Here is a 16276-nt window from a genome sequence, read left to right on the forward strand (position 1 = left end):
GGTCTCAGGGGAGAAGCGATTCCAAGTCGGCCAGATACTCGTCTAGCTCGTAGCCGAGACGCGACAGCCACACGTCGCGGTACGAGGGGTGCAAAAGCGGGACGACGGTGTAGCCGAACCGCTCGCTCTCGACGGGTTCGAGGACGACATCGAGAAAGCCGTCCAGCGAGGTGTCGTCGAGCGCGAGGACGCTTTCGGTCGCGTGGCGGCCGGTCGGGACCACCACCTCGGGGTCGACGGCTTCGAGTTCGGAAACGAGGTGGTCGCGGCAGTTCGCCTTTTCGGCGGCGGTGGGCGCGCGGTTCGACCCCTCGCCGTCCGAGGGGAAGCACTTGACGGCGTTCGTGTAGAAGACGCCCGACTCGTAGCCGACGGCGGCCATCGTCTCGCGGATGCGGCGGCCCGAGTGCCGGGCCGTGTAGGACATCCCGGTCCAGTTGCCGCCCCGCCAGCGGTCGGCGTCGGGGTTGCCCGCGCCCGGCGCTTCGCCGACGACCATCACGGTCGCGTCCGCGGGGCCGACGCCCCACGAGATGCGGTTTCGGCAGTCGACGAGCGCCGGACAGCGCGCGCAGTCGGGTTCGAGGACGAGCGTCTCGTCGGCGTCGGGAAACCGGGGGTCGGCGTCGGCCATCTACTCCGTCAGGGGGAGCACGATGCCGAAGATAATCGGCGAGAACAGCACCAGCGCGATGCCGAGCCACTCGGCGTCGAAAAACAGCGTGCGCTCCCAGCCGGGGATGGCACCGCCGCTCACGGCGAGGGCGGCTTTCGCGCCGATAGCGCCGAACAGGAACAGCGCGAGCCCCAGTCCGAGGCCGGTCTTGGTCATCCGCGGGTAGTCGATGTTTCCGTAACGTCCCATAGTATCCCGAGATGCGGGGACTGGCAAAACCGTTTCGAGAGAGCGTGTGGTCTGTTACCGTTCGAGTTCGTCGACGAGAACCGGCGCCACGGACACCTCGCTCACGTCGCGCTCGATGGTGTCGGTGCCGACGACGCGTTCGATACCGGCGCGAGCGAGTTTCGTGCGGGCGTTGCGAGCCAGAAGCGGGTGGACGGTCGCACAGAAGACGCGCTTTGCCCCGCCGTCGGCGAGGACGGCGACGGCCTCGCTCATGGTCGAACCGGTGGCGATGATGTCGTCGGTGATGACCACGTCGCGGCCCGCGAAGTCGGCGTCGCTCGGCGTGATTTCCACGTCGGTCCCGGAGTGGCGCACCTTCTCGAAGTAGTCGGTCTCGCCGTCGCCGTAGGCGTCGCGAACGGTCTCTGCGATATCGATGGCTCCCGAGTCGGGCGACAGAAACAGCGGGTCGTCGAGGTCCGAAAGCGGTTCGGCGAGTCGCCCGGCGGCGTCGACGATCTCGACGGGTACGTCGAAGAACTCCGTGACGGCGTCCTCGTGGGGGTTGACGAGCACGACGCGGTCGGTCGTCGTGCTGACGGCGCGGGCGACCGCACGTGCCGAAACCGGGTGGCCGGCCTCGAACGCCCTGTCCTGTCGGGCGTAGCCCATGTACGGGATGACCGTCGTGACCGCCGATGCGCCGGCCTCCCGGACGGCGTCCTGCAGTTGGAGCAGTTCGACGTAGGCGTCGTTGCTGGCGGTGCTGGCGACGATGGTGGCGGCGTCGGCGTCGAAACCGGGGACCGCGGCCAGCGTCTCGCCGTCGGGGAAGCGGTCGTACTCGACGGCCGCGAGCGACTCGCCGAGTTCGGAAGCGAGCGCGGCCGCGAGTGCCTGCGAGGATGCGCCGGGTACGAGCATACCCGTTCGTCTCTCGTGGGGGGTAAAACCGCTTTTCGTTGCGTTCAGCCCCGTCGCGTGTCAGCGAACCGCGACGCCGACCGCGTCCAACCCGAGTACCTGCGTCCGCCAGTCGCCACCGGTCAGCCGAACGCAGAAGCTCCCCGCGTCGGTGACGGCGTAGGCGGCCCGGGCGTCGTGGGCGAGCGCGACGACCGTCTCGCCCAGCGGAATCGGTGCGGCCTCCCACGCGCCCGATTCTTTGTCGCGCGCGACGACGCCGTTCGGCCCGACCGCGTGGGCGCGGCCGTCCGGTATCGACGCGACGGCCGAAAACGCCCCGTCGAGCGCGTCCATCCAGCCGTTGCCGAGCGCGTACAGCCCCGAGTCGGTCGCGGCGAGCGGGGTCCCCGAGTCGCCGCCGAGCCGGCCCGCGGGGTCGGACACGTCGTTCGCGTCGTCGAGGCCGACGTGCGAGAGGCCGTCGTCGCCGACGCGGTAGACGCCGTCGCCGGCCGCGACGAGGCTCCCGTCGAGGGCGCGGACCGCTTCGACCTCGCCGAGGTCGGTCCACCCGGCCTCGTCGAAGCGGGCCACTCGGCCCGAGTCGTCCGCGGCGACGACGCGATTGCGGTGGAAGCCGACGGCCGTCGCGGGGCCGAAGTCGAGTTCGTGGTAGTCGCCGCCCTGCACGAGCAACACGTCCTCGTCGGTGGCGATGGCGACTTCCCCGGGCGACCCGGCGGCGTCCCGGGCGGTACACCGGCGGTCGATGCGGAAGCCGCCGACGAGGTCGTCGGAGACGTCGACGGTCACGACCCCGACGCCCGCGGCGACGTACGCCGTCTGCTTGCCGGACTTGTCCGCGTACACCCGCTTTTCGTCGATAGAGAGGTCGAAATCAGCCATCCGTTGGCCCGAGGTTCGCGGCGGGGTTCGGAAAGGATTGTGGTCGTTCCCGCGGCGCGGCGACGGGCCGAACGGGCGTGCGAGTGAGACCTGAGGTTACAGGAACTCTCGCACGTCGGAGTACCACATGTCGTGGTGGTCGAGTTCGCCGAGTGCCTCGGCCACGTCGACCGCGAGGACGTGCCAACAGCGCTCGCCCTCGTCGGGGTCGAGGTTGTACCGGGAGTCCTTGCAGGTACAGCCCCGGTCTTCGACCACGTACTCGTCGTCGTAGCCGACGACCACGTCGAAATCGCGGTAGCGTTTCACCCGTCGCTCGGAGACGGCCTCGATGGCCGTGACGCCCCGGTCGCCGTGGGCGTCGACGATGGCCTGCACGATGTTCGGCGAGAGTCGCCCGGTCTCCGCGAGCGCCGCTCGCCAGTCGTCGGCCGGGTCCACGCCGGCGACTTCGTCGGTGGCGGTGAAAACGCATTCGATGCCGCGGGGTGGCCCGACCGCCGCACTCGCGTCGCACACTCGCATCGCAACCGGTTTCCGCCCGCGCGGGCGACTGCGGGTATGCACGTGAGCGAGGGAGGCGTCGAAATCGAGGTTCCCGACGCCCGCGACGGGGCGTCAGCGGGGACCGGCGACGATGTCTTCTACAACCCCACACAGGAGTTGAACCGGGACATCACCGCGGCCGTCCTCCGCGCCTTCCGCGAGCGCGAACCCCGCGCCGAGAGCTACCTCGACGCGATGGCCGCCTCTGGCATCCGGGGCGTCCGCGCCGCCGCCGAGGGCTACGACGTGACCTGCGCCGACCTCGACACCGACGCCGTCGAACTCGCCCAGTCGAACCTCGACCGCGCCGGCAACGGCGGCGAGGCGGTCCACCGCAACGCCAACGCCCTCATGTACGACTCCGTCTTCGACGTGGTCGACCTCGACCCCTTCGGCACGCCGATGCCCTTCGCCGACCCCGTCTTCGCCAACACCCGCGACCTCGTCTGCGTCACCGCCACGGACACCGCCCCGCTGTGCGGCGCACACCAGAAAAGCGGCATCCGGAAGTACGGCTGTCTCCCGCAGAACACCGACTACCACCCCGAGATGGGGCTTCGGACCCTCCTCGGCGCGATGGTCCGCACCGCCGCCCGATACGACAAGGCCGCCGTCCCGATTCTCTCGCACGCGACGCGCCACTACGTGCGGGCCTATCTCGAACTCGACGAACGGGCGACGAAGGCCGACGAACTCCTCGAATCGACCGGCTTCGTCTACCACTGCGAGGACTGCCTCCACCGCGAGGCCGAGCGCTCGCTCATCGCCCACCCGCCCGAGTCGTGCGCCAACTGCGATTCGACCCGGATTCTCGAAGCCGGTCCCATCTGGCTCGGCCCCGTCTCCGAGCCGGCGTTCGTCGCGGCCGTCCGCGACGAGGTAACGGACGACTTCGGCACCGCGAAACGCGCCCGAAAGCTCCTCGACACGCTCGCGGTCGAACTCGACGCACCGACCCATTTCGACCAGCACCGCCTCTGTAAGCTCTGGGGTCGGTCGGCCTCGAAGATGGAGACGTTCCTCGAAGCCCTCCGGGAGGCCGGCTACGACGCCACCCCCGCACACTACCACGGCACCGCGTTCAAGACCGACGCGACGGTCGCTGAGATACGCGAGGCGACCGCCGCGCTCGACCCCGAAGCCTGACTCCGAGTCCCGTCCCCGTGTCTCGAGCGGTGAGCGGCCGTAACCGGCGCACCTCGCCGCGTCGGCGGGTAGCTTCTTTGCCTCCCGTGTCGTTTCCGTGATACGTGAGCGCCACGATTCGAACCGCCGTCCCCGTCGCACGGGCCGTCGTCGACACGATTCGGGAGAAGGAGATTTCGTTTCTCGCGGCCAGCATCTCGTACTACGCGCTCGTCTCGCTGATTCCGCTTCTCGCCCTCGGCGTCGTCGTCGCCACGGCCATCGGCGGCGCGGAGTTGCAAGCGCAACTCCAGACGCTCGTCGAGCAGTACCTCGTCCCGACCGGGCAGGACCTCGTCGAAGAGGCTCTCACCGACCGAACCGGACAGGGAAGCGTCGGGGCGGTGAGCCTCGCGCTGACGGTCTGGGGGGCGCTGAAGCTCTTTCGCGGCCTCGACATCGCCTTCTCGCGCATCTACGGCTCCGAGGCGGGGGGGTTGGTCGACCAACTCCGCGACGGCGCTATCGCCCTCGCCAGCATCGGCGTCGGCACCATCGGCGTCGCGGTGCTGACCGCGCTCGTCGGCCTGCTCGACGTGCCGTTCCTTCGACTGCTCTCGCCGCTTTTGTTGCTTCTCACGCTCTGTGCGGCGTTCTTCCCGCTGTACTACGTCTTCCCCGACGCCGACCTCTCGCCGCGACAGGTCGTGCCGGGGACCGTCTTCGCGGCCGTCGGCTGGACTCTCCTCGGGGTCGGCTTCGGCGTCTACGCGTCGGTCGCCGGGGGGTCGGTCGCCGGCGCGCTCGGGACGCTCCTGTTGCTCGTGACGTGGTTCTACTTCTCGGGGCTCATCCTGCTTTCGGGCGCGGTCGTCAACGCGGTCCTCGCGGGGGTCGACGGCGACGCGCCGCACGCGGAACCGCGTGACCCGCCGGGGGGACCGCCCGGTGTGGACCGGCAGGTACAACATACGGGAGGCCGACATGACGCTCGTACGGATATGAGCGACGACCGAGGTGACACCGATGGGCCGCGGACGGACGACGCCGGCGAGGAGACCGGCGCGTCCGTCTCCCCGCGCGGCGCTCCCGACATCGAGGAGCTGGAATCGCAGGTCGAGGAACTCCGGGCCGACCTCGATGCGTTCGAGGACGACGTGACCGACCGGACGGTCGAAAAGCCCAAGCTCGAAGCCGAGTTGAAGCGCTACGTCCGTCGCCGGATGCGCCGCGGGAAGGCCCGCGGCTGGGGCCCGTATCTCGTGCTCGGCTACGGGGTCGTCCTCACGCTCGGCGCGTTCTACTACCTCCAGTCGGACCTCATCGCGGTCGTCGCCATGCTCATCATCTTCCTGTCGACGCTCGGGCTCTACGTCCTGTTCGTCATCTTCGGCATCGGCCTGAGCGCGCTCGGCGTCCCCGGGCGCGCCGTCGACGCGGTCCGCGAACGCCGCGGCTGAGATGTTCCGGTTCGCACTCTCCCTCCAGACCCGCGGGTTCGGCGAGCTAGCGCTCGCTGACGCGCCGGACGCGCTCGTCTTCCTGTTCGGTCTCGTCACCCAACTCGGCGACCAGTGGTTCTTCTTCGTCGCGTTCACCTCGCTGTACTGGCTCTGTCGGCCCCGAATCACGGCGCGCCCGCGGCGGACCGCGGCCTCATTCGTCGGCCTCGCACTCGGGTCGCTGGCGCTCGTCACCGCGCTGAAAGTCGGCTTCGCACTACCGAGACCGCCGACCGCGGCCGTCGCCGACGCCCCCGCGTGGCCGTCGCCGCTCTCGGAGTTGTTCGTGTCGTTTACCACCGACGACGGCTTCGGCTTCCCGAGCGGGCACGCCCTCGGGACCACTGTCGTCTACGGGGCGGCGGTCTCGCTTCTCGACCTGTGGGACCGCCGTCGCCGACTCGTCGCCGCGGCGGTCGTCGTCGGCACCGTCTCGCTCTCGCGGGTGTTCCTCGGGGTCCACTACGGCGTCGACGTCGTGGTCGGTGTCCTCCTCGGTCTCGGCTTCCTGAAGGCGGTCTTTCTCGCCGCCGGCGCGGACGACCCCGACGCGGCCGGCCACCTCGACCCGGCGCGCCTGTTCGCCATCGCGGCCGGCCTCAGCGTCCTCGCGCTCGCGGTGGTGTTCGCCACGGGTCTCTCCGGGCACACCGAAAACGCCGCGGCGGCGCTCGGGGGGTCGCTCGGCGGCCTTGCCGGTTGGACGCGACTCACCGACCACGAGTCACTGCCGACGCTGTCGCCGCCGGTCGCGCTCGTCGCGTTCCTCGTCGCGGGCGGCCTCTGGGTCGGCGTCGACGTGGTCGACGCCCCGGTCCCGGTGACGGTGCTCGCCACCGCGACGGTGGTCGCGTTCATCCTCGTCGCGCCGCGGGCGTACGACCGTCTCGGACTCGGCGACGGGTCCCTGCGGGCCGACTAAGGCCGCGGTTTCGGGCTGTTATCCGACTTTGATTTTGGCCCGTGTCGCTTCTGGTTTCTCACCGACTGCGATACCGGGCGCTGTCGCTCTCCGACGAGCGGGCGCGAAAGAAAAATCGGTGTTGGGCGTGCGCGACGCTTAGAACGTCTCGAGGTACCGGTCGAGCTCCCACTGGGAGACGTCGACGAGGTAGTCCTTGAACTCGGAGCGCTTGGCTTCGACGAACTTCTCGTAGACGTGGTCGCCCAGGGCGTCCTGGATGACTTCGTCCTCTTCGAGGGCGTCGACGGCGCCGCCGAGGTCCTTCGGGAGCGTCTCGATGCCGTACTCTTCGCGCTTCTCCTCGTCGAAATCGTAGATGTTCTCGCGGACCGGGTCGGGGCAGTCGAGGTCCTTCTCGACGCCGTCGAGACCGGCGTGGATGAGCGCGGCGAACGCGAGGTACGGGTTACAGGACGGGTCGGGGAAGCGGGCCTCGATGCGCGAGGCGGCCGGCGTGCGTGCGGCCGGCTTGCGGATGAGCGCCGAGCGGTTGCGGTCGGACCACGCGATGTAGACCGGCGCTTCGTAGCCGGGGACGAGGCGCTTGTAGGAGTTGACCGTCGGGTCGGCGACCGCCGTGATGGCGGGCGCGTGGTTGAGGATACCCGCGACGAAGCTCTTCGCCGTGTCGCTCAGGTCGAACTCGTCGTCGCCGTCGTGGAACGCGTTCTCGCCGTCCTGGAACAGCGAGATGTGAGTGTGCATCCCGGAGCCGTTGATGCGCGGGATGGGCTTGGGCATGAACGTCGCGTGGAGGTCGTGTTCGGCCGCGATGGCGCGGACGACAGACCGGAAGGTGGCGACGTTGTCGGCCGTCGACAGCGCGTCGTCGTACGTGAAGTTGATCTCGTGCTGACCCTCGGCGACCTCGTGGTGCGAGGCTTCGATGTCGAAGCCCATGCTTTCGAGGCCGTAGATGATGTCGCGGCGCACGTCGGACGCGAGGTCCTTCGGCGCGAGGTCGAAGTAGCCGCCGGCGTCGTTCGTGACGGTCGTCGCGCGGCCGTCTTCGTCTTCTTCGAACAGGAAGAACTCCGGTTCGGGGGCGACGTTCACGTCGTAGCCCAACTCTTCTGCGCGCTCGATGGCGCGCCTGAGGACGCCACGCGGGTCGCCGCTGAAGGGCTCGCCGGTGGACGTGTTGAACACGTCACAGATGAGGCGGCCGGCGGCGCTGTTTTCCTTCTTCCGCCACGGGAGGACGGCGAACGTCGACGGGTCGGGCTCGAGGCGCATGTCGGACTCCTGGATGCGCACGAAGCCGTCGATGGAGGAACCGTCGAAGTAGATGCCCTCGGTGAACGCTTTCTCGGCCTGCGAGGCCGGGATGGAGACGTTCTTGACCGTTCCGAGAATGTCGGTGAACTGCAGTCGGAGGAAGTCGACGTTCTTCTCTTCGATTTCGTCGATGACTGCCTGTGCCTCGTCGCTCAGGCCGCCGTCGGTGAGTGCGTTGTCTTCCGTCATTTTCCTGAACACGCGATTCGAACACCCGCACTATAAAGACCTTTCCGCTTAATGCAATTCCCCGCGGTGTGCCACAGAATTGGATATTCGTAAAATTCTAATGCCCTCGGACGGTCCTTGGATGTAATGACGTACGAAAACCTCGACGCGAAGCTCATCAACGCGCTCCTCGGTGACGGTCGAGCGAGCCTGCGAAGCCTCGCCGAAGAACTCGACGTGTCGGTGACGACCGTCTCGAATCACCTGCGAGACCTCGAAGACGAAGGCGTCATCGAGGGCTACACGCCGCGGGTGAACTACGACGCGCTCGGCTACGACGTGACCGCCGTCATCCAACTGAAAGTCGAGGGCTCCGCGCTCCCCGAAATCACAGAGCGCCTCCGCGCGGAAAAGCAGATGATTTCCGTGTACGAGGTCACCGGCGACTACGACATCATCGCCATCGGCAAGTTCCGCGACACCGACGGCATGAACACGCAGATCAAGAAACTGCTCACCGACGCGGACATCCGCGAGTCCAACACGTCGGTCGTGCTCAACGCCGTCTCCGAAAACGAGCAGTTCGACCTCGAACTCGACCAGTAACGCCGTCAGACGATTCGCGTTTTTACGTCGCGCATCTCGGAGTCACAGTAGGGACACCGATACCTCGTCTCGAAACCGTCGGGCGTCGTCGTGGTCGCCGTTTCTATCTCGTGGACCGCCACGTCGCGCCCACACTCTCGACACTGAACCGCTGGCATCGACTCGTGTTCGTCGATTATTCGAAATAAACCTACTGGGTCATGCGTATTGTTGTCACACGATTGTCTATAGACGGAAGGGCACCGCTTCGACTGGAACATCCGTGAGTTTTGCTCGATACGGCCGGCGTTCCGCCCGCGTTTCCGCACCGTTTTCGACGACCGCTCGAAGGCTCTTGTTTCGACTGGAAAACCCGCCGACTCGAGTCGATTCCCCGGTCGATAAACTGGAGGTGAAATGTTGCGAGTTGTCCGCTACCCGGGCGGAGCCGCCGACTCGGTCAGAACCCGTCTTCGAAGACGAACGTGCCGTTCCGCTGGACGACCTCGCCGTCGACCTCGATGACCGACTCCTCGGACATGTCGACGATCATGTCGACGTGCTCGGCGCTCTCGTTGATCTCGTTGTCCGCGCCGACCGTCTCGGGGTACGCCGAGCCGACGGCCATGTGGACGGTGTCGCCCATCTTCTCGTCGAACAGCATGTTGTAGGTGAACTGGTCGATACTGCGGTTCATGCCGATGCCGAGTTCGCCGAGGTAGCGCGCGCCCTCGTCGGTGTCGAACACGCCGTCTAAGACCTCCTCGTTGCCCTCGGCGGAGTAGTCGACGACTTCGCCGTCCTCGAAGCGGACGCGGACGCCGGAGACCTCGCGGCCCTGCCGGTACAGCGGCAGGTCGAAGTAGACCTCGCCGTTCACGGAGTCCTTTACGGGCGCGGTGAACACCTCGCCGCCGGGGAGGTTGTGCTCGGCCGTGTCGTTGATGGCGGTGTTGCCGGCGATACTCATCGTCACGTCGGTCTCGTCGCCCGACGTGATGCGCACTTCGTCGCCGTCGTTGAGGATGTCGACCAACTGCTGTTGGAGTTCGCCCTGCGCGTCCCAGTCGAGGGTGACGGCGTCGTAGACGAAGTTCTCGTAGGCCTCGGTGCTCATGCCCGCGAGCTGGGCGCTTCCCTTCGCGGGGTACTGGGTGAGACACCAGCGCTTCGAGAGCATCTCGCCCTGTACGGGCTTGTAGGCGCGCTTGTATGCGGCGTTCGTCTCCGGCGGCACGTCGCTCTGTTCGGTCGCGTTCGTCTCGCCGCGGACGCGGATGATGACGTCGGTCTCCTCGTAGAGCGCCAGCAGGTGTGCGGGCGTCTCGTAGTCGTCGTCGCCGGCGCGGAGGAACGCGCGGGTGAATCGTGGGTTCGCGTCCATCGCGACGACGTTCGCGCCGCGGTCGCCGAGCAGTTCGTGGACGGCCGTGACGAGGTCCTCGGCCGCCGAGGGCGCGGAGACGACGACGTTGTCGCCGGCCTCGACGCTCGTGGAGTGGTCGACGATGGTCTGTGCGTGCTCGCGGATGCGCGGGTCCATACCGCGTCGTGTGTGTCCTCGGGGCAAACACCTTTCGAAGCGCAAATATTGCGACACCCCCCGGCGGTCGCCCGGCGGACCACCGATTATTTCTCCGTCCGCGCGGTCTCTCCGCCCATGATAGACCTCCGAAGCGATACCGTCACGCTCCCGTCCGACGAGATGCGCGAGGCCGCCCGCGACGCCGCCGTCGGCGACGACGTGTACGGCGACGACCCGACCGTGAACGAACTCGAAGCGCGCGCCGCCGAGGTGGTCGGCACGGAGGCCGCGCTGTTCGTGCCGTCGGGGACGATGGGCAACCAAATCGCCGCCCGCGTCCACGCCGACCCCGGGCAGGAGGCGCTCGTGGACGAGAAGGCGCACGTCTACAAGTGGGAGGTCGGCGGCTTCGCCCAGCTGTCGGGCCTACAGGTCCGCGCCTACGACGCCGGCGAGCGCGCCGCCCCGACGCCCGAGCAGGTCCGCGACCACGCCCGCGAGGAGTCGCTTCACGTCGCCGGCACGGGCGTCCTCTGCCTCGAAAACACCCACAACGCCCGCGGCGGCGTCGCGGTTCCGAAAGCCGATGTCGACGCCGCGGCCGACGCCGCCCACGACCTCGGGATTCCCGTCCACCTCGACGGCGCGCGCCTGTTCAACGCTTGCGTCGCCCTCGACGAGGACCCGAAGGCGATGGTCGAGCGCGTCGACACGGTGATGTTCTGTCTCTCCAAGGGACTCGGTGCACCCGTCGGCTCGATGCTCGCCGGTCCCGAGTCGTTCGTCGAGGAGGCCGTCCGCGTCAGAAAGCAGTTCGGCGGCGGCATGCGGCAGGCCGGCCTCATCGCCGCACCGGGGCTCGTCGCGCTCGACAACGTCGACCGCCTCGCCGACGACCACGCGAACGCGACGGTGCTCGCCGAGGGTCTCGACGCCGTCTCCGGCCTGTCGGTGCCGACGCCCGACACGAACATCGTCGTCATCGACTCCGAGGCCGCCGGGCTGACGGCCGAGGCGTTCGTCGAACTGTGCGACGACGCGGGCGTCCTCGGCGGGACGTTCGGCGAGTACCACACCCGCTTTACGACGAATCTGAACGTCTCGCGGGCGGACGTCGAAGAAGCGGTCGAACTCGTCGCCGACGCGGTCGAATCGCGGTAGGTCAGGGGAAGCCGCCGTAAGTGGCGGTCGGCCGGTGGCGGCCCGCTCGGCTCGTTCGGATTACAACTCGGGTTCGATGTAGACGAAGTGCACCCGGTCGTCGGCCGCCCTGAGTTCGGACTCGATTTCGGTGATGTGGTCGTCTAACTCCTCGGTGTCGAGTTCGGGGTCGAAGCTCACGTCGAGGGCGACGAGCAGTTTCTCCGGCCCGACGTAGCTCGCGCGGAAGTGGTCGACGTGGACGACCCGCGGGTCGTTCTTGACGATGTCGCGGAGGGCCTGTTCCTCGTCTAGGGGGACGCTCTCGCCGATGAGCAGTCGCTTGTTCTCCCACGCGAGCGCGATGGCGAAGCCCATGAGCAGTATCCCGATGAGGAGCGCCGCGCCGGCGTCGAACAGCTCGTTGCCCGTGAACTCGGTGAGGCCGATGCCGACGAGCGCGAGCACCGCGCCGGTGAGCGCGACGGTGTCTTCGGTGAACGCCGTGAGCGTCGTCACGTCGCTCGTCTGCCGGAAGGCCTCGACGAGGCCGCTCCAGTCGTATTCTTCTATCTGCCGGCGGAGTTCGGCGTGCGCCTTCAGGAAGGCGTAGCTCTCGAAGGCGATCGCCCCGAGGAGGATGGCGACGTTGACCAACACGGGCTCGATTTCGAAGCCGAGCAGGACGAGCGCCTCGCCGCCCCCGCCGTGGCCGGGGTGCATCAGGGCGTCGTAGCCGTGTTTGGCCGACTCCCAGCCGGCGATGCCGAACAGCATCACGGAGACGAGAAACGAGTAGAAGAACTGCGATTTCCCGTGACCGAAGGGATGCGACTGCGTCTCGCCGCGCTTGCTGTCGCGGATGCCGATGAGGAGGAACACCTGGTTGCCGGTGTCGGAGATGGAGTGATACGTCTCGGAGAGCATGGAGGGACTCCCGGTCGCGAGATAGCCGAGGAACTTGAGAATCGCAATCGCCGCGTTCGCGAAGAGCGCGGCGACGACGACGGACGTACTGCCTGCCATATCGTGGGCCACTCCCCCCGCTCGGATAGAGCTACCGACGGAGAACCGGGACACCGCTCGCCGACCGCGGCGGTCCCGACCGACCCGACGCCGCAGTCGGTAGGTTTCAATCCCTCCGGCTCCTACCCCCGCGCATGCTCGTCGTCGTCTCCGACACCCACAGCATGGACGGTCATCGACTGACCGACAGAACGCTCGACGCCGTCCGCGAGGCCGACCTCGTCGTCCACGCGGGCGACTTCATGCGCGAGTCCGTCCTCGACGCGTTCATCGACGAGGCCGACAGCTTCCTCGCGGTGTACGGCAACAACGACGGCTCCGAGATACGCGACCGGATTCCCGCGGCGCGGAACGTCACCTACGGCGGCGTCGAGTTCGCAGTGACCCACACCCGCCGCGGCGGGAACACCGCGCTGTCGATGTTCGGCCGCGAGCGCGGTGCCGACGCGGTCATCTTCGGCCACAGCCACCGGCCGGGCTTCGACGGCACCGGGCCGATTCCGCTCCTCAATCCGGGGAGTCACGCCCAACCGCGGGGCAACCGGAAGGCCCACGCGGAACTGGAGGAACTGCCGGACGGCGGACTCCGCGGGCGACTCGTCACGGTCGACGGCGACACCTTCGAGACGTTCCGTATCGTCCCCGGCGAATAGCGGGACGAGGTCCGGTGGAGGTCCGGTGGAGGGCCGGAAGAATCAGCGGGAACAGACCGGAGAGGGTCTGTTGGGGGAGTCCGAGGCCGCGCGGACGACGGGATGGGGGGCAGGGGCACGGATGGCAGTCCCGTCGCCGTTGGAGGCCACGCGCGACCCCGTACTCACTCCTACGGGTGACGGTATCAAATACGCACCGTAAGCTCAAACAGCCGTTTTAGTCACGCAGTACGCCCACCGCGACCCACGCGAGAAGCACGGTCAGCCCGCCGAGGAAGAACAGTGTTCCCGGGGAGAGCGACCCGATGGCCCCCGCGAGCCCGTTCGACCCGCTCGTGAGCTGTGCCGCGGTCTCCGTGGCCGTCTGTGCGACCGTCGTGTCCGGAATCGGCGTCTGCGTCGGCGTCGCGGTCGCGGTCTCCGTCGCGGTCCGTGCGGCCTCCGTCGCGGTCTGCGCGGTCTCCGTCACCGTCGGCGTCGACTCCACCGCCGTCCGGGTCGCCTCCGCGGTCTGCGTCGTCGAGTCCGCGGTCGTCGTCGCCTCGGCGATGCTGAACCCGCCGCCGTCGGTCGTCGTCGCCGTCCGCGTCGCGGTCTCCGTGGCCGTCCGCGTCGCGGTCGGCGTCCGCTCGGCCGCCGCGGTCGTGGTGGCCGAATCGGTCTGATAGGTCGCGTTGAGGCCGCTTCCAGCCCCGCCGCTCTGGCCGGCTTCGGAACCGCCAGCGCCGTCCGCGCCGCCGCCCGAGGTGCCGAAACCGAACGGGAGAACCGACCCGGAACGGGCGAGTCGGTTCACGACGGCCGCGCCGACGCCGAGGACGCCGACGCCGCCGATGAGGCGCGTGAGCGCGCCTTTCAGTCCGTTCGTCTCGTCCTCGCGCCCGGCGACGACGACGAGCGCCCGGTCCGCGGGCGCGTACACGTTCATCTCGCGGCCCTTCTCGGAGTATCTCGTGTCCGCGACCTCGATGAGGTCGGCTTCCGAGAGGTTGCCGAGGTGGTACTGGACGTTCTGGAGGGACGTGTCGACCTCGGTGGCGAGCTCGGAGGGCGTCGCCGGGGACTCGTGGAGCGACGCGAGGACCGACCGGGCGGTCGACGAGGTGAGCGCGCCGAGCAGGTCGTCCGCCTCGTCGCTGTCGAGGCCGATGACCTTGGGGTCTCGGTCGCCCCGGTCATCGTCCGGGTCGCCCGGGGTGGAGGGGATGAGGTCGGCCATCGAATCGGCGTTACTCGCCGCTTCCCAAGAGTGTTCGTATTCTTTCACGACGCGTCGCCGAAATTGCTATACCTCGTGCCCGCCGAACCCACCCACATGACCGACCCTTTGGTCGTAGACGGCCTCGTCGACTTTCTCGCGGGGAACCCCGTGTTCGTCGGCCTGCTCGTCGCGTTGTTGCTCTTCGTTTTCTTCGGGTATCTCCTCGTCCGCCGGACGCTCCTCGGCCTGAGTGAGGGCTATGACGAGGCCCGCCGCTGATATGGACCGGACAACTCCCGACACCCGCCGAGGTGTGACCCCGTGGTAGCCGCCGGAACGCTCGCCACGTTCGTCGTCGCCGCGCTCGCCAGCCTGTTCATGGCGTGGGCCATCGGCGCGGGGTCGTCGGGGTCGACGCCCTTCGCGCCCGCCGTCGGAGCCAACGCCATCTCGGTGATGCGCGCGGGCTTCATCGTCGGCCTGCTCGGCTTCGCCGGGGCGTTCCTGCAGGGTGCGAACGTCACCAACGCGGTCGGGACGGAACTCATCGGCGGCGTCACGCTGACCGCCGGGGCCGCGGTCGTCGCGCTCCTCACCGCGGCGGTGCTCGTCGCAATCGGCGTCTTCGCCGGCTACCCCATCGCCACCGCCTTCACCGTCACCGGCGCGGTCGTCGGCGTCGGCCTCGCCATGGGCGGCGTCCCCGCGTGGGCGAAATACCAGCAGATCGTCTCGCTGTGGGTGCTCACGCCCTTCGTCGGCGGCGGCGCGTCGTACGCGACCGCCCGACTCCTTCGCGCCGACGGCGTCTCCGAGCGATGGACTGTCCCCGCGCTCGCCGGTCTCGTCGGCCTGCTCGTCGCCAACATGGAGTTCGCGGGGCTCGGCGGCGCGTCGGGGTCGGCCTCGATTGCCCGTGCCGCCGCGGTCGAACTGACCGGCCTCGGGGGCCTCGGCGGCCTCGGCGAGACGGTCTGGTTCGTCGCCGCCTCGCTTCTCGTCGCGCTCGCCGCGGCCGCCGTGGTCGGCCGCTGGGTGACGACCGACAAGACCCGGGGCCAGCGACGGTTCCTCCTCGTCCTCGGCGGTCTCGTCGCCTTCTCTGCCGGCGGCAGTCAGGTCGGCCTCGCCATCGGGCCGCTCGTCCCGCTTCTCGACGCGGTCACGGTCCCGCTTCCGGCGCTCCTCGTCGGCGGCGGACTGGGCCTCCTCGCGGGGTCGTGGACCGGCGCGCCGCGCATGATTAAGGCGCTCGCGCAGGACTACTCCTCGCTCGGGCCGCGGCGCTCTATCGCGGCGATGATTCCCTCGTTCGCCATCGCCCAGACCGCCGTCGCCCTCGGAGTCCCCGTCTCGTTCAACGAGATTATCGTCAGCGCCATCATCGGCTCCGGCTACGCCGCCGGCGGGTCGGGCGTCTCCGGGCGGAAGATGCTGTACACAGTCCTCGCGTGGGTCGGCTCGCTCGCCCTCGCGCTCGGACTGAGCTACGGCGTCTTTACGCTCGTGTCGAGCGTACTCGGTGTGTGAACGTCCGTGCGCTCCGCGTCGCGCTCGCTAGCCTCGTTTCCGCCCTCTGGGCCGTCTTCGGCGTCTACCACATCGGGATGGCGGTCGTGACCCGCATCTCGCTCCGCGGGTTCGCCTTCGGGACCGTCGGCCTCGGCGCGTTCGCGCTGGCGATTCGCTTTCGCGGGCGGGCGCGACGGCTCGGCGACGGCACCGCCGACGCGACCGGACTGGTGTTTCTCGCGCTGGCGTCGCTGGTGCTCGTGTTCCTCTCGTTTACGCTCCTCGGTTGAATCGCGGCGGATGACGGGCTGAAAACGAGTTCGGTCGGGCCGAGACGAAGTCGGTTCGGTCGGGCGTCGAGACGAGTCGAGTTCGGCGGTCGGAACGAACTG

General features: G+C 68.6%; 19 protein-coding genes. 9 read left to right on the plus strand and 10 right to left on the minus strand.

The genetic code is table 11. The features are described 5' to 3' along the window. Window positions 1-4: 4 nt before the first annotated feature. The 5 genes from ACFQI8_RS11050 to ACFQI8_RS11070 form a co-directional block, all read right to left on the minus strand. Window positions 5-634: a uracil-DNA glycosylase gene (locus ACFQI8_RS11050; protein ID WP_390244735.1), complete on the minus strand. Its 630-nt coding sequence runs from the start codon at window positions 632-634 to the stop codon at window positions 5-7. Continuing rightward, window positions 635-865 carry a DUF7860 family protein gene (locus ACFQI8_RS11055; RefSeq protein WP_390244737.1) on the minus strand — a complete coding sequence of 77 codons (231 nt, stop codon included), beginning with the start codon at window positions 863-865 and terminating at the stop codon, window positions 635-637. A 54-nt stretch (window positions 866-919) separates the two neighbouring features. Then, a complete protein-coding gene (locus ACFQI8_RS11060; RefSeq protein WP_390244739.1) occupies window positions 920-1771 on the minus strand; it encodes a ribose-phosphate diphosphokinase in 852 nt (283 codons plus the stop codon). Window positions 1772-1831: 60 nt separating this feature from the next. Next, entirely contained in the window at window positions 1832-2659 is an 828-nt protein-coding gene (locus ACFQI8_RS11065) for an HVO_0234 family beta-propeller protein (protein WP_390244741.1), read from the minus strand. A gap of 96 nt (window positions 2660-2755) precedes the next feature. Continuing rightward, window positions 2756-3100 carry an SWIM zinc finger family protein gene (locus ACFQI8_RS11070; protein ID WP_390244743.1) on the minus strand — a complete coding sequence of 115 codons (345 nt, stop codon included), beginning with the start codon at window positions 3098-3100 and terminating at the stop codon, window positions 2756-2758. Between the two features lie 120 nt (window positions 3101-3220). Between ACFQI8_RS11070 and ACFQI8_RS11075 the strand changes: the two genes are divergently transcribed. From ACFQI8_RS11075 to ACFQI8_RS11085, 3 genes are all read left to right on the plus strand, one after another. Continuing rightward, on the plus strand, window positions 3221-4351 hold the full coding sequence (locus ACFQI8_RS11075) for a tRNA (guanine(26)-N(2))-dimethyltransferase (RefSeq protein WP_390244745.1): 1131 nt from the start codon (window positions 3221-3223) through the stop codon (window positions 4349-4351). Window positions 4352-4455: 104 nt separating this feature from the next. Continuing rightward, a complete protein-coding gene (locus ACFQI8_RS11080) occupies window positions 4456-5790 on the plus strand; it encodes a YihY/virulence factor BrkB family protein (protein WP_390244747.1) in 1335 nt (444 codons plus the stop codon). 1 nt (window position 5791) lies between these two features. Further along, window positions 5792-6754, plus strand: coding sequence for a phosphatase PAP2 family protein (locus tag ACFQI8_RS11085; protein WP_390244749.1), 963 nt, complete (start codon window positions 5792-5794; stop codon window positions 6752-6754). 138 nt (window positions 6755-6892) lie between these two features. On the opposite strand, the gene glnA is transcribed toward ACFQI8_RS11085, so the two are convergent. Then, a complete protein-coding gene (glnA, locus tag ACFQI8_RS11090) occupies window positions 6893-8263 on the minus strand; it encodes a type I glutamate--ammonia ligase (protein WP_390244751.1) in 1371 nt (456 codons plus the stop codon). 126 nt (window positions 8264-8389) lie between these two features. On the opposite strand from glnA, the gene lrp reads away from it, so the two are divergent. After that, entirely contained in the window at window positions 8390-8848 is a 459-nt protein-coding gene (gene lrp / locus ACFQI8_RS11095) for an HTH-type transcriptional regulator Lrp (protein ID WP_089779760.1), read from the plus strand. Between the two features lie 5 nt (window positions 8849-8853). Here lrp and ACFQI8_RS11100 read toward each other — a convergent pair whose 3' ends face one another. Both ACFQI8_RS11100 and ACFQI8_RS11105 read right to left on the minus strand, forming a co-directional pair. Then, window positions 8854-9006: a hypothetical protein gene (locus ACFQI8_RS11100; RefSeq protein ID WP_167321014.1), complete on the minus strand. Its 153-nt coding sequence runs from the start codon at window positions 9004-9006 to the stop codon at window positions 8854-8856. A 281-nt stretch (window positions 9007-9287) separates the two neighbouring features. Continuing rightward, a complete protein-coding gene (locus tag ACFQI8_RS11105) occupies window positions 9288-10370 on the minus strand; it encodes an aminopeptidase (protein WP_390244754.1) in 1083 nt (360 codons plus the stop codon). Between the two features lie 117 nt (window positions 10371-10487). Between ACFQI8_RS11105 and ACFQI8_RS11110 the strand changes: the two genes are divergently transcribed. Next, the gene (locus ACFQI8_RS11110; RefSeq protein ID WP_390244756.1) at window positions 10488-11513 is read left to right on the plus strand and encodes a threonine aldolase family protein; all 1026 of its coding nucleotides are present in this window, start codon (window positions 10488-10490) and stop codon (window positions 11511-11513) included. A 60-nt stretch (window positions 11514-11573) separates the two neighbouring features. On the opposite strand, the gene ACFQI8_RS11115 is transcribed toward ACFQI8_RS11110, so the two are convergent. After that, entirely contained in the window at window positions 11574-12518 is a 945-nt protein-coding gene (locus tag ACFQI8_RS11115) for a cation diffusion facilitator family transporter (RefSeq protein ID WP_390244758.1), read from the minus strand. Window positions 12519-12652: 134 nt separating this feature from the next. Here ACFQI8_RS11115 and ACFQI8_RS11120 point away from each other — a divergent pair, with 134 nt between their 5' ends. Continuing rightward, window positions 12653-13171, plus strand: a complete 519-nt coding sequence (locus ACFQI8_RS11120) for a metallophosphoesterase (RefSeq protein WP_390244760.1) — start codon at window positions 12653-12655, stop codon at window positions 13169-13171. Window positions 13172-13388: 217 nt separating this feature from the next. On the opposite strand, the gene ACFQI8_RS11125 is transcribed toward ACFQI8_RS11120, so the two are convergent. Continuing rightward, window positions 13389-14390 (minus strand): ArsR/SmtB family transcription factor, encoded by a 1002-nt coding sequence (locus tag ACFQI8_RS11125; protein WP_390244762.1) that lies wholly within the window; start codon window positions 14388-14390, stop codon window positions 13389-13391. Window positions 14391-14486: 96 nt separating this feature from the next. On the opposite strand from ACFQI8_RS11125, the gene ACFQI8_RS11130 reads away from it, so the two are divergent. Genes ACFQI8_RS11130 through ACFQI8_RS11140 form a run of 3 tightly spaced genes read left to right on the plus strand, consistent with a single transcriptional unit; the run spans window position 14487 to window position 16174 of the window. After that, window positions 14487-14651, plus strand: a complete 165-nt coding sequence (locus ACFQI8_RS11130) for a DUF7859 family protein (protein WP_390244764.1) — start codon at window positions 14487-14489, stop codon at window positions 14649-14651. Window positions 14652-14693: 42 nt separating this feature from the next. Continuing rightward, a complete protein-coding gene (locus ACFQI8_RS11135) occupies window positions 14694-15902 on the plus strand; it encodes an inorganic phosphate transporter (RefSeq protein ID WP_390244766.1) in 1209 nt (402 codons plus the stop codon). After that, window positions 15899-16174 (plus strand): hypothetical protein, encoded by a 276-nt coding sequence (locus ACFQI8_RS11140; protein ID WP_390244768.1) that lies wholly within the window; start codon window positions 15899-15901, stop codon window positions 16172-16174. The genes ACFQI8_RS11135 and ACFQI8_RS11140 overlap by 4 nt, the downstream gene beginning before the upstream one ends. Window positions 16175-16276 lie beyond the last annotated feature (102 nt).

Source organism: Haloferax chudinovii (assembly GCF_042663345.1).
Taxonomy (GTDB): Archaea; Halobacteriota; Halobacteria; order Halobacteriales; family Haloferacaceae; genus Haloferax; species Haloferax chudinovii.

Excerpts from the sequence above, each read along its gene's own strand:
- lrp (WP_089779760.1), top strand. The coding sequence starts at position 8,390 with ATGACGTACGAAAACCTCGACGCGAAGCTCATCAACGCGCTCCTCGGT.
- ACFQI8_RS11110 (WP_390244756.1), top strand. The coding sequence starts at position 10,488 with ATGATAGACCTCCGAAGCGATACCGTCACGCTCCCGTCCGACGAGATG.
- ACFQI8_RS11130 (WP_390244764.1), top strand. The coding sequence starts at position 14,487 with ATGACCGACCCTTTGGTCGTAGACGGCCTCGTCGACTTTCTCGCGGGG.
- ACFQI8_RS11055 (WP_390244737.1), bottom strand. The coding sequence starts at position 865 with ATGGGACGTTACGGAAACATCGACTACCCGCGGATGACCAAGACCGGC.
- ACFQI8_RS11100 (WP_167321014.1), bottom strand. The coding sequence starts at position 9,006 with ATGCCAGCGGTTCAGTGTCGAGAGTGTGGGCGCGACGTGGCGGTCCAC.
- ACFQI8_RS11075 (WP_390244745.1), top strand. The coding sequence starts at position 3,221 with ATGCACGTGAGCGAGGGAGGCGTCGAAATCGAGGTTCCCGACGCCCGC.
- ACFQI8_RS11085 (WP_390244749.1), top strand. The coding sequence starts at position 5,792 with ATGTTCCGGTTCGCACTCTCCCTCCAGACCCGCGGGTTCGGCGAGCTA.
- ACFQI8_RS11065 (WP_390244741.1), bottom strand. The coding sequence starts at position 2,659 with ATGGCTGATTTCGACCTCTCTATCGACGAAAAGCGGGTGTACGCGGAC.
- ACFQI8_RS11050 (WP_390244735.1), bottom strand. The coding sequence starts at position 634 with ATGGCCGACGCCGACCCCCGGTTTCCCGACGCCGACGAGACGCTCGTC.
- ACFQI8_RS11105 (WP_390244754.1), bottom strand. The coding sequence starts at position 10,370 with ATGGACCCGCGCATCCGCGAGCACGCACAGACCATCGTCGACCACTCC.
- ACFQI8_RS11060 (WP_390244739.1), bottom strand. The coding sequence starts at position 1,771 with ATGCTCGTACCCGGCGCATCCTCGCAGGCACTCGCGGCCGCGCTCGCT.
- ACFQI8_RS11120 (WP_390244760.1), top strand. The coding sequence starts at position 12,653 with ATGCTCGTCGTCGTCTCCGACACCCACAGCATGGACGGTCATCGACTG.
- glnA (WP_390244751.1), bottom strand. The coding sequence starts at position 8,263 with ATGACGGAAGACAACGCACTCACCGACGGCGGCCTGAGCGACGAGGCA.
- ACFQI8_RS11125 (WP_390244762.1), bottom strand. The coding sequence starts at position 14,390 with ATGGCCGACCTCATCCCCTCCACCCCGGGCGACCCGGACGATGACCGG.
- ACFQI8_RS11115 (WP_390244758.1), bottom strand. The coding sequence starts at position 12,518 with ATGGCAGGCAGTACGTCCGTCGTCGTCGCCGCGCTCTTCGCGAACGCG.